Origin of the sequence: Aquirufa antheringensis (genome assembly GCF_023921165.1) — a bacterium.
GTDB classification, from domain to species: Bacteria; Bacteroidota; Bacteroidia; order Cytophagales; family Spirosomataceae; genus Aquirufa; species Aquirufa antheringensis.
This window is the reverse complement of record NZ_CP049835.1, coordinates 445,372-458,624: the sequence shown is the minus strand read 5'-3', so window position 1 is coordinate 458,624 and position 13,253 is coordinate 445,372. Positions and strand designations below refer to the sequence as shown.

The 13,253-nt window shown below is 41.5% G+C and carries 6 protein-coding genes; 1 reads left to right on the top strand and 5 read right to left on the bottom strand.

Going from position 1 to position 13,253, the window contains the following annotated elements; translation table 11 throughout:
• From G9X63_RS02120 to yidD, 5 genes are all read right to left on the bottom strand, one after another.
• Positions 1–3,294 (bottom strand): VCBS repeat-containing protein, encoded by a 3,294-nt coding sequence (locus G9X63_RS02120; RefSeq protein WP_252623785.1) that lies wholly within the window; start codon positions 3,292–3,294, stop codon positions 1–3.
• A 4-nt stretch (positions 3,295–3,298) separates the two neighbouring features.
• The gene (locus tag G9X63_RS02115; protein ID WP_252623783.1) at positions 3,299–6,598 is read right to left on the bottom strand and encodes a VCBS repeat-containing protein; all 3,300 of its coding nucleotides are present in this window, start codon (positions 6,596–6,598) and stop codon (positions 3,299–3,301) included.
• Between the two features lie 116 nt (positions 6,599–6,714).
• Positions 6,715–8,184, bottom strand: coding sequence for a RagB/SusD family nutrient uptake outer membrane protein (locus G9X63_RS02110; protein WP_252623782.1), 1,470 nt, complete (start codon positions 8,182–8,184; stop codon positions 6,715–6,717).
• A gap of 53 nt (positions 8,185–8,237) precedes the next feature.
• Entirely contained in the window at positions 8,238–11,234 is a 2,997-nt protein-coding gene (locus G9X63_RS02105; protein ID WP_252623773.1) for a SusC/RagA family TonB-linked outer membrane protein, read from the bottom strand.
• A 494-nt stretch (positions 11,235–11,728) separates the two neighbouring features.
• Positions 11,729–11,953 (bottom strand): membrane protein insertion efficiency factor YidD, encoded by a 225-nt coding sequence (gene yidD / locus G9X63_RS02100; RefSeq protein WP_130894959.1) that lies wholly within the window; start codon positions 11,951–11,953, stop codon positions 11,729–11,731.
• A 119-nt stretch (positions 11,954–12,072) separates the two neighbouring features.
• Here yidD and G9X63_RS02095 point away from each other — a divergent pair, with 119 nt between their 5' ends.
• Positions 12,073–13,251 carry a serine hydrolase domain-containing protein gene (locus G9X63_RS02095; RefSeq protein ID WP_252623770.1) on the top strand — a complete coding sequence of 393 codons (1,179 nt, stop codon included), beginning with the start codon at positions 12,073–12,075 and terminating at the stop codon, positions 13,249–13,251.
• Positions 13,252–13,253 lie beyond the last annotated feature (2 nt).

Here is a 13,253-nt window from a genome sequence, read left to right as displayed (position 1 = left end):
TTATAATTTCTTAAACACCTGGAGTTTATCGTTGTTTCGAGCCACTAAGTACAAAATTCCTGCGGTAGTCTTCACCTGCTTGATGTCGCGGATGTCGCCTTCTAGCATCAAACCTGTGTCTGTGGGGATAAGTGGTTTGAACCCGCCTTTCCCATTTCCTTTCAGGATTAGCCCAAAGAAGGCATCATAACGCGCCTGGTACATCGAAGCGCCGTTAAAGTTACCTCCCACGATCACGTCCAGGTTTCCATCTTTGTCCACATCCTCCGTGCGCATGACCATGATTTTAGACACCTGAGCTAATGGAGGAAGCGCTATCATTTTGAACGTCTTGTTGCCTTGGTTTTCCAAGTAAACAGATTCAAACGTATTCACGCGTTTTTCCTCCGCACCCTCTAATTCCTTATCGCCAAAAATCTCTTCCACCGTCTTACCCGCGAACATATGGTAGGCCGTATATTTCTTATTGATGATACTTGGAATCTGTTTCCCCATCTCATCTTTGCTATTGATCGGGAACCAATCATCTCCACGGTTATACGAAACAATGTGTTCTTTGGTATCATTTTTATCAATGTCCTTAATCTGCATCCGCAACTGACCCTCTAAGTCCTTGCGCAACTTCGTGTTCGTCCCTAGATTTCCTATGATGAAGTCCATATCGCCATCTTTGTCAAAATCAGCCGCCGTAATACCTGACCAGAATCCCGTTTTCTCTTCCAGTCCATTCTCGATCAATTTGAATTTTCCTTTGTTATTTTCAAAGGTCTTGATCGGCATCCAATCACCCACCACGGTTAAATCTTGATCCCCATCTTTATCTATATCAGCCCAAATCGCCTCCGTCAACATCCCCGCCTCACGCAATTCCGGAGCTAAAGCCACGGTCTTGTCTGCAAAATGCCCCTTTCCATCGTTCACTAATAGATATGATCGTGGCGAAGCGCCATACGAATAACCCACAACACGGCCGCCCACAAACAAATCCATATCTCCATCACGGTCGATATCACATGGACGTACCACGGATTTGTTATCGTACATCGGAGGTAATGCATTCATCGCGCGGGTGAAATTCCCTTTGCCATCATTCGTATACAAGCGATCGAATTGCTCCGGCATTTTATCATAGAATTCATTCCCTCCAGTTACTACATACAAATCCAAATCCTTGTCTCCATCCGCATCGAAGAATAAGGCATCCACATCTTCATATAATGAATCTGCTTTAAATACCGGCTGATTGGATACCACAAAGCCGGCCCCTTTCTGAAGCAATAATTGACCTGCCTGGTATTTCGCACCACTCAGGTACACATCTTCCAGACCATCTCCATTCACGTCACCCACCGAAATTTTCGGTCCTTCGATCGATACCTTGAAAGGTATTAAAAGCTCGCGATTGAAATCGAAATACACATTTTCCTGGTGCTGGTACGGCACATTTATTCCATCTGTCACTTCTGCAAAAAGAGGTTTGACCGGCGCAGAGAACACGTAATCTTTCACGTTTACGTTCGCATTCTTTTGCTCCATTGTCAGAGTTTCATTGATCTTAGGATTCTTAATGATCTGCATTTTTTCATTCTCCCAAATCACGAGCATCTCATCCACCTGCTGCAAATCACCAATACCGAATAACAAAGTTGGCTCTACCGAACTCATAAATCCACGCGTGGGCATCATCTGCTGCAATTGCTGTCCGTCTTTCGTTTTCAAGATGACCTTAGCCCCTATACCAAAGGTATTTCCGCCATCTCCTTTGAATTTTACCTTCACGAAATTATGCTTTAACAATTGGCGGCTGTTGTTTTGATAAACACTCGCCTTTTCATTCAGGTTGTTAGTCACTAAATCCAAATCACCGTCATTGTCTAAATCCGCATACGTCGATCCGTTCGAAACGCCTTTGTCCTCAAAGCCCCATTTCAAAGATTTATCCACGAAGCGTAAATCTTTCGCGCCTTTGAAAATGTAATTATGTACACGACCATCTGGCATCAAATCGATGGCTTCTTGATCTAATTTCTCCGATGTAGGCAAGCCATAATGCAGCGAATCTCCGATGACGAATTTCAAATAATCTAAGTCATTCGGGCGGCGTAAAATACCATTTGAGATGAAGATATCTTTAATGCCATCGCCATCATAGTCATTCATTAACGTCGACCAACTCCAATCTGTCGCGGCAACTCCGGATGAGGCAGCGATGTCAGAGAATTTTTGGCCTCCCATATTTAACTGAAGACAGTTACGGCTGTATTGATTGAAATAACCAAACTGCAATTTGTACATGTAGATGTCCAAAGGATCCTCTCCTACGGACGATTTCTCAACCTTCTCGTCATCCGGATACATATCCAAGGTCATCACATCTTGAAAGCCATCGTTATTAATATCCGCCACATCTGAACCCATCGAGAAGCGACTCAAGTGCTTGAAGTGATCACGAATACCTTCTTTGTAAGTACCGTCCTTTTGATTGATATAGTAATAATCATCCTCGTGAAAGTCATTACTCACGTAGATATCTAACCAACCATCGTTGTTAATGTCCGCCACCGAAATTCCCAAACCATAACCCATCGCCGCTTGGTAGATGCCAGATTCTTTCGAGACATCCACAAATTTGCCTCCATCGTTTCGGTATAGATAATCTCCAGCCTCGTTATCTTTCAACGAACGCGTATTGACGCGATCATAGGAACGGGTGTTGTGTACAGCGTGGTTCAATAAGTAGCAATCTAAATCGCCATCTTTATCGTAATCAAAAAAGGCCGCTTGAGTGGAGAATCCGGTGAAATCTAAACCGAATTCATTCGATTTCTCTGTAAACGTATTGTCACCGTTGTTGATGTATAACTCGTTCGACCCTTCTAAACCTTTGTAATTCCCTACCGCACAAATGTAGATATCCAAAAAGCCGTCCGCATTTACGTCGGCCATCGTCACCCCCGTTTTCCAGTCAGAGGATCCTTCGATTCCCGCCTTCACGGAGATGTCTTCAAATTGCATATCTCCCTTGTTCAGGTACAACTTGTTTTTGCCTTGGTTTGACACAAAAAACAAATCCACTAATCCGTCATTATTAATATCCCCGGCAGAAACTCCACCACCATTGTAGAAATACAAGTAGTCAAGAATGTTAAAATCCTTGGTCTCCGAGATATTATTCGCAAAGTCAATGTGAGTCTTTTCGGCCTCTAATTTTTCGAAAAGCACCACGTCATCGCCTGAATTGCAGCCGAACAGAACAAAAGAGAAAAACAGAATAGAGAAAAACTGGGTACGCATTGTTTTAAAATTTAAATACTTGGGCTTTGTCATCATTTTTGGCCAATACTACATACATCGACTTTCCTCCTTTTACGAGTACCATATTACGTACTTGACCGAGGGTTTTAAATCCGGTTTGCTTCGATAATTTCACGGCGAACTTCCCTTTTCCTTGTCCTTCTAGTAGAAGACCATAATTCGCATCAAATCGCCCCCATTCCGGAAGTGAATCAAAGAAATTACCAGCTAATAAAATATCTAGTTTGCCATCCTTATTGAAATCGGCTGCTTGAATTCCCCTAATAGGAGAGAATTGAGCCTGGTAAGGAAGTGCTTGCAAGCTAAAGTTGCCTTTGCCATCATTGATCAAGAACGAAGATTCGGTGGTCGTAATTTGGCGAACAATAGCACCCTCGCGTTGCTCTTCACTAAACAATTCATCTACGGTTTTGTTCGCATAATCCTTGTACTTGATGAACTTTTTCTTGATCATCGGAAGCGCGCGCTGCATCTCCCCTTTCAAGACCATCGGATACGTCTTCCCATCCTCAGTTACGCAAGAGATGATTTGTTCGATGGCACCATTCTTATCAAAATCCCCTACATGTAAGTAGGCCGGTGACTCAGCTGAGGCTTTAATCTTAGAATTTAGGCCAAAATTCCCCAGCACAAAATCCATATCCCCATCGCCATCTATGTCCGCCGGTTTAATACAAGACCAAAGTCCTTCCGATCCCGCAACGGGCTCCTGCTTCGTTAATTTTCTACCTCTTTCATTCTTAAACACAACCACCGGACCCCAATCTTGCGTCACTAAAAGATCTACATAGCCATCGCCATTCACATCAGCCCATTCTGAATCAGTCACCATCCCTAGCTCTGTCACTTGTGGCATATAGCGTTTTGACTGATTCTTGAACCCTCCCGTTCCATCGTTGATAAACAGATTGCTTTGGGCACTTTGGCCATACTTCGCATTGATCATCCGCGTTCCCACAAATAAATCGATATCGCCATCCTTGTCGTAATCCGCCGCCGAAACGCTTGAACCATTTTCGTAAATCATCGGGAATCGAATATCACGCTTCAAGTTTCCTTTGCCGTCATTCAAATACAATAAATCGTGAAGTTCCGGTGCATTCTCCGCGAACTCATTACTTCCCGTTACCACGAACAAATCTAAGTCGCCATCTTTATCCGCATCGAAGAAAGTCGCATCCGTATTCTCGGTAGTCTGATCTAAGCTGAAATCTGCTTGTGGAGAATTGACGAATTTGCCACCGGTTTTTTGGATAAATAATTGCTTGATTTGACCCGCTGCCCCACCTAGGTAAATATCTTCCAAACCATCTCCGTTCACATCACCCACCGCTAAAGCTGGTCCTTGTGTAGAGTACTTCTGCTTCAATAACACATCGCGGTCGTAGTCATTGAACATGCTTTCCACGTGTAGATAATCCAATAAACCAGACGTCACATCTGCAAAAATTGGTGTTTGTTTCGCCTCAAAGAAGTGGAAGATCTCCTTTGCATTCTCCTGCTTAAGGGTAATGATCTGATCCGCTTTCACAGATTTAATTGTTTCGATCTTATCGTTTGGCCATAAAACCTGTACCGAATCAATCGCTCCATTCGCTCCTAATCCAAAGACCATTTGGTGGTCGCTCGACGATTGAAAACCGCGGTTCGGCATTTGCTGCAATACTTTGAATCCGCCTTTCTGATAAACGGTTACTCGAGCTCCAATACCATTCAAGTTGCGATCCGTCCCCTTCAGGTGTACGGTCAAATAATGGTTCTTTAACTTCTCGTTCGTCTTGTTCTTATAAACTGACAAAGTCGCATTCACATTATTCACGACTAAGTCCAAATCCCCATCATTGTCTAAGTCACCATAGGCAGAACCATTCGAGAACCCGGGACCTTCTAAACCCCATGATTTTACTTGATTTGAGAATTTTAAATCACCTTCGTTTTTATAGGCGTAATTCGGGATAGGTACGGAGGAGATTTTATCTGTAAACTCTTTGTAATCGAATTTCTTCCCGTCCAGCATTTGCTGCATCGTGTTGCGATCCCCTAAGAAATCAACAAAATCTTGGTCGGTTAGGTCTTTGGCAATCCCATTCGCCACGAAAATATCCTTCTTCCCATCATTGTCCATGTCAAAAATCAAGGCGCCCCAGCTCCAATCCGTCGCATGTACACCGGCTAATTGACCCACCTCAGAGAAGGTTCCATCCCCATTATTCAGCTGCAAGTTATTACGCATGTATTGATTCCAAAACCCACGCTTCTTCTTCAACTCCACCAGGTTATAGCCCTCAAAAACAGACGTCGTCTTTAAACGGCGATCATCGCCCGGCAACATATCCGTCACGAAGATGTCCATGTAGCCATCGTCATTCAAATCCGCCATATCCGCACCCATCGAACTTAGCGAAATATGCGGCATCTCATTCTCTAAATCTTCCTTAAACGTGCCGTTCTTTTGGTTGATGTACAAATAATCACGCTCATAAAAGTCATTTGAAATATAAATATCAGGCCAGTTGTCATTATTGACATCGCCTATCGTAATTCCTAAACCAAAACCAATTAAACTCCCATAAATACCCGCCGTCTCCGACACATCGGTAAAATGAAGTTCCTTTCCATCCTTGCTATCGTTTCTAAATAACTTATCACCACCTAATTTATCTCGCTCCTCCCTTAAATTCGTATACCCTAATTTATCAATCGGGGTAAAACTGTTATTCAACAAATACATATCTAAATCGCCATCGCGATCGTAATCGAAGAATGCCGCGTGCGTCGAAAATCCGCCGTCTTCTAACCCTGCTTCTTTGGCCTGATCCTTATAAGTAGGCACGCCGCCCTTTATTCCTTGATTGATGTATAATTGATTCCCACGCTGATCACGTGAACCTGAATTACATACATAGATGTCCATCAAGCCATCTCCATTCACATCGGCAAACGTAACACCAGTAGACCAAAACTTCTTCCCCACAATCCCTGACTTCACCGTAATATCCTCGAACTTCATCGACCCCTTGTTCAAATACAACTTATTGTCTTCGAAATTAGAGGTCACAAAAAGATCCGATAAACCATCATTATTCACATCGCCTATCGCCACGCCTCCACCGTTATAAAAATTGCGGTAATTGAAGATGTTAAACTCTTTTTTCTCCAAACTACGGTTGACAAAATAAATACCGGTTTGCTCCGCAGGCAACTCCTCGAAAAGAGTGTCCTCCTGCTGAGAACAGGAGAAAAGACTAATGGAAATGAGAAAGATTAAAGGGTAATTTTTCATTCTGAATGATCGAATTTTTGCGCTACAAAAATACAAAATACGAGGGGCATATAAAACCCGCCTAAAACAAAAAGGCAGAACCAATTGGTTCTGCCTTTCTATCAAAAACCGTCAGATTAATATCCTGGATTTTGAGTCAATAATGGGTTAGCATCACGACGAGGTTGTGGAATTGGGAACAATTCACGCGTCTTGTCAGTCACCTTCATGAACTTACGCTCAACAGAGAACTTACCGAAACGAATTAAGTCGTTACGTCTCCATCCTTCCCAAGCTAACTCACGACCACGCTCAGCTAAGATATCATCAGCTGTAATAGTAGTCAACGGAGCAACACCTGAACGAGTACGGATAGCATTTACGTCTGTCAACGCTTGCGCTGTATTTCCTAAACGGAAAGCAGCTTCAGCACGCATTAAGATAACGTCAGCTAAACGTAAGAATACGTAGTCATTTGATTGATCACCGTTCGGGTTGTTCTTTTGGATCTCATATTTCTGAGAACGGATACCAGCTACTTGGTAAACTGCATCTGCATCAGTCATTTGATCTTTATCCCAATCCGCAACGAATGCTAAATCAGCACCTTTTGCATCTTTCAACTTAGCTCCAGAAGCAGCATATTGCTGTCCTTTGATCCACATAGCACCACGTAAGTCACCAGACTCAAATGAGTTATAGAAGTCAGCTAAAGTACAGAAACCGTTCCAAGGAGAGTTACCTAAACCATACGTTTGTTGGTTAGCATAGTGTAACGTTCTCATTTGGAAGTTCATACCACCCGCTTTGAATGAATCAAAAGGGATCGCGAAGATATTCTCGTTAGAACCTTGGTTTTGAACGATAAAGTTAGACAACGTAGAAGAAGCTAATGACCAGTTGTTCGAAGATTTGATAACTTGATCAGCTGTATCATACGCTTTTTGCCATTGTGCTGTACCGCTATAAACTGCTGCATTTAAGTATACTTTCGCTAACAATGCTTTAGCAGCATCTTGTGTCATACGAGAGTAAGCCTTACCTGAAGGCAAGTTAGGAATAGCAGAAGTCAATTCAGAAACGATAAACGCATATACTTCAGCACGAGGCTTAGTCGCTGCAGATGATTTGTTATCTGTTACGATAGGCACATTACCGAATGCATCCACCGCCATGAAGTAATAGATCGCACGTACTGCACGTAACTCATCTACTGCTTTTTGGTTAGAAGCAACCACTGGGATCAATTGGTTCACCTGAGAGATGTTACCAAAAATGAATCCCCACATTCCGTTGATAGGACCGTGTTGTGGAGTCCATGTGTGACGAGAATACGCTAACCAGTCACCACCGTCAAACCAGTCACCACCACGTGTAGGAACGATTAACTCATCCGAAGATGCTTCACTTGGATTAAACCAATCCCAAGTGATACCACGTAGACCACCATAAGCAGGTCCTAATGCCGCAGCAATTTGAGCGTCAGTTTTCAAGAACTGATCCGCAGGGATCGAATCGTAAACTGGCTCAGTTAAATCTGTACAAGACGATAGGGCTAACGAAGCGAAAACACCTACTGAAAGTACTTTATAGATATATTTTTTCATTTTTTTAATTATTTTATTAATTAAGTTATATAACTAATAGAGTGGTATTTTGTTTAGAAAGACAAATTGATACCCGCAGTAAATGCACGAGTTTTGTAATATGTCTCACGAACATCGATACCTGGAGCAGCAGAACCAATGGCTAGGTTTTGGCTAACTTCTGGATCTACACCAGAGTAATTAGTGAACAATAATAAGTTGTTACCAGCTACATAAACACGAGCTCTTTTGAATACACCTTTAGGTGCAAAAGTGTAACCTAATGAAGCGTTGTTCAAACGGATGTGATCTCCTGATTCTACGTAGTAATCCATAGGGATAGTACGCTCATCATTGATAATCGATGTTAAAGCAGATTTCAATGCATTTGATTCAGCAATACGTCCATCTTGACGACCTAATAATAGGTTGTTTGTGTTAACGATTTTAGCACCTGCATTTCCAGTAAATTGGAACTGTAAGTCAAATGCCTTGTAACGTACGTTCGTAGTTAAACCTCCTACAAATTTAGGATTAGGATCTCCTAAGTAAGTACGATCTTTTGCGTTAGGATCTACTGTACCATCACCGTTAAGGTCTTGGAATACATAACGACCATTTTCGATTTTCGCAATTTTCGCTCCGTAGAACACACCTACTGGTTGACCAGCTTGTAAAACTGAGAAGTTTACAGCTGATGTACCACGGATAAAGCTACCTAAAGTAGTAGACAAGAATACTTGGTCTGCTGCAGCGAACTCATCATTTTTCAATGCGATCAATTCGTTCTGGTTGAATGAACCAGCGAATGTAGAGCTAATTGACCAATCTTGTGTATCTAACCATTGGTAAGTAGCCGAAACTTCAATACCGCGGTTTTGCATCGAACCAATGTTCGCTAAGATCGTTGGATATACATATCCTTTTTCTTGCGGAGCATTAACCGTGTACAATAAATCCTTCGTTTGACGAGTATACCAGTCAATCGATCCAGTTAACTTACCTTTCAAGATAGAGAAGTCGATACCAGCACCGTAGTTTTCGTTAATCTCCCACTTCAAGTTAGGGTTCGGGTTAGATTGGATAGCGTATGCAGGTAAGAAGTCATCTGCTGAACCATCATAGTATGACCCTGATGGACCGTAGAATGATTTAGATAACAACGGACGAATACCTTCCGAGTTACCTGTTCTACCCCAAGAAACACGAAGCTTCAAGTTGTCGATTGTTGTATTTCCTTTTAAGAATGCTTCTTCAGATAATGACCAACCCACTGAAACCGATGGGAATAAACCCCACTTGTTGTTATCACCGAATTTAGTCGAACCATCACGACGCATGTTCACTGTAGCGAAATACTTGTTCATTAACGAGTATTGAGCACGAGCTAAGAAAGAAACCAATTTGTATTCGTTTTTGTAAGAATACAATAAAGAAGGATTCGTACGAATACCTAAACCAGAACCAATGTTATCAGCACCAAACGCATCTGTTAAGAAATTGTTGTTAGCAGCACCGAAACCGTCGTTAACTACATCTTGGTAAGTATAACCTCCTAATAATGTCAAAGTAGACACATCAGATAATTTCTTAGTCCAGTTCAAAGTAGCTTCTAATTGCTTATCCGTTACTGAGTTCAATGAACGAGAAGCAGAGTTACCACCTACAGTAGACAATAAGTTACCTGGAGTAGTTGAAGCGAAATAAGAGTTGTTCGCGTTTTGAGTACGTAATGTACCTGAAACGTTGAATACTAAACCATCTAAGATAGTATAAGCAGCAGATGCATTGAATAAGAAATCTTGTAAACGTTGTGTGTTAGATTTCTTCTCTAAAGCCGCTAACGGGTTAAAGTTTGCGAATGTACCTGGCAATTGGAAATAATTTCCGTTTGCAGCATAAACTGGATCAGTTGGACGCATGTTCATGGCAAAACCTACTGCACGGTTATCCGAGAATGTACCGTTTGTTTGCATAGCTGACATGTTAAATTTCATCATCAACTTACCATCTAATGCCTTAGCATCTAAGTTCAAACGACCTGTTAAACGATCTTTACCTGAACCGATCAATGTACCAGTTTGGTCTAAATAACCTACTGAAGCACGGTATGATAAGTTTTCAGAACCGCCAGAAACACCTACGTTGTGGTTTTGAGAAACCGCAGTACGTGTAATAACGTCTAACCAATCTGTGTTAGCACCGTTATCATCAAATGTTTGCTTGTATTTCGATGCAGCAGCACGGAATTCAGCAGCGTTTAATAACTCAGGACGTTGAGAAATAGTCTCAGCACCTACATAAGCTGAATAATCAACTGTAGGAGCACCTGATTTACCACGTTTTGTGTTGATCAAGATAACACCATTCGCACCACGAGAACCGTAGATAGCAGCAGAAGATGCATCACGTAAAACGTCCATAGATAAGATATCTTCTGGAGCAACGTTTTCGATAGGAGCACCAATCACACCGTCAATTACGTATAATGGCTCTGAACCTGCGTTCAATGAACCTGTACCACGTAAACGAACAGTTGGGCGAGAGTTAGGATCTCCTGAAGACTGCGTGATTACTAAACCAGCCACTTTACCTTGAGCAGCAGCTAATGGGTTAGTTACTACACCCGCGTTAAATTCACGAGAACCTAAACTTGTTACAGTTCCAGAAATCTCTTTACGCTTTTGTGTACCGTAACCTACTACCACAACTTCCTCTAAAGATTTGTTGTCTGCAGCTAAAGAAACGTTTACTACAGAACCTGTAGCTTTTACTTCTTTAGAAGTATAACCTACGAATGTGAACACTAAAGTGCTTCCACTTCCTGCGTTTACTTTGTAGGTACCGTTAATGTCAGTTTGAGCACCTTTTGTAGTACCTTTAACAGTAACAGAAACACCAGGGATTGCTGAGCCATCAGCAGCATCAGTAACTTTCCCTGAAACCACATCTTGAGCAAAAGCACCCAAGGAAATTAATAGTGCTACAGCAACACTAAAAGCTTGCTTGAAGCCTAGGTTACTAACACTTGATCGCACAAGGCGACCCACTCTTTTGTAAGAATGAATCATAAGTGAAAAATTAAGGGTTAAAAATGATTAATGATTCTTGTAGGTCTTGTTCTTATTCCTTTATTATATAGAAGACAGAGTTTCTGCTGGCCGAAGCCTTCTGAAATGCCCTTGTAATCGTTTACACAAGGAGACTAATTTCAAAACCTTCACAAAAAAAGTAAGAATAAATTGAATAAAAAAATGAAAATAGATAATGAAACGATGACTTTAGGGCCACAAATTGTACTTAATCTAGATTTTGTTGAAAACTAGCACAGTATAGGACAGAATCTGAAAATAATCTAATTGTTAGCTAATTATAAACAGAGCCCCTATTTCAAAGTCATTTTTAGACCAAAACCTCCAAAACAGCTCGCATTCGATTGTATTTTTTCAATAGAAACTTTTTTGAAAAAAAAATCACTTTTTTTTCGGTAATCTAATGCCAAAAATAATTTAGGATAAAATTAGAATAATACAATTAAAACAGTGCTACACTGTTGCATCGGAGTTCAAGGCACCGGATCATGACCACTTCCTCCCCAGGGATGGCAACTACCTACCCGTTTCAAGGTAAGACGTAAACCTTCGATTAGGCCGTGCTTTTGAAAGGCTATCTTAGCATATTCAGAACAGGTAGGCGTGTAGCGGCAGGAATTAGGAAGAAAGGGAGAAATCATCCCTTGGTATAAGCGAATGAAGACTAGAAAAAAGAAAACAAAAATCCGCTGTATCATAGGGTTTGAAATAAGGCCTTTTCTGATTAAATTGCTTTTAAATTTAACAAATACAATTCGCAATTTCGCATATGAATCGTAGGTCTTTGGCTCTTAGTATTTTGGCATCCTTATTCTGCATGGCCTCCTGCAATAATGTTCCTGGTCATTTTTTTGCCAAAAACAGCGCGGTCGAAAAGAGAAACGATAGTATTGCGAGTTTATTTGACCCTAAAATAGCGCAGCAAAAAGCGATTAAACTCGATACCTTCTTTAAAACCTTACAAAAGAAAACAGGATTCAATGGTACCGTGCTAGTCGCACAATATGGTAAGATTATTTACAAACGCGCTTTTGGGATTGCGAATAACTTCACGAAAGCACAATTAAGTACGCGAACTCCCTTTCAATTAGCCTCCGTTTCTAAGCAATTCACCGCCGTTTCCATCTTACAATTGATGGAACAAGGGAAATTAAAACTCGATGATCGCGTAGAACAACACATCCCCGGTTTTCCCTACGATTCCAGCATCACCATTCGCAGCTTATTGACACACAAGTCTGGCCTACCTAATTACGCCTATTGTTTGGATAAATACTATGACAAGAAAGCCCCGTTAACAAATGCCAAAGTGGTCGAACTGTTCAACAAAATCAAACCGGGCATCGATTATCATCCCAACCGCCAGTTTCATTACAATAACACCAATTACATTTTATTGGCTTATATCGTAGAGCGCATTAGCGGTAAAGGTTTCAGGGAATACGTAAAAGAAAACATTTTCACGCCTGCGGGCATGAGCGAGTCTTTTGTATATGATCCGCAACACCCGGAATTACTTAAAAAATCGGCTACTGGCTATCAACCCAAACGTTCCGGACTTGCCGTGGTAGGTTTCGACCATTTAGATGGTGTTACCGGGGACAAAGGAATTTATTCTACGGTGGAGGATATGTTTCTTTGGGACCAGGCTTTGAATTCAGAAACGGTAGTCAAACTTAGCTCCTTAGCGGAAGCATTTACACCACAACATACGAAGCCTAAAGTCCTTGCAACGAACTACGGCTTAGGCTGGCGATTGAAGCAACTAGAGAATGGAGAATGGCTTACTTACCACACAGGCTGGTGGCACGGATTCAAAAATTATTATTTGCATAATCAAAAAGACAATTCGGCTATTATCATATTAGGTAATATGGCGAATCATTCGTTAGCCAAAGTCAATATCGTTCAATCCATCTTGTATCCTGAAAAAGCGAAATTCTTCCTGAAAGGAGAAAATCTCCCAGCAGAAAGCGAATCTTCAGGAGGCAATTAATT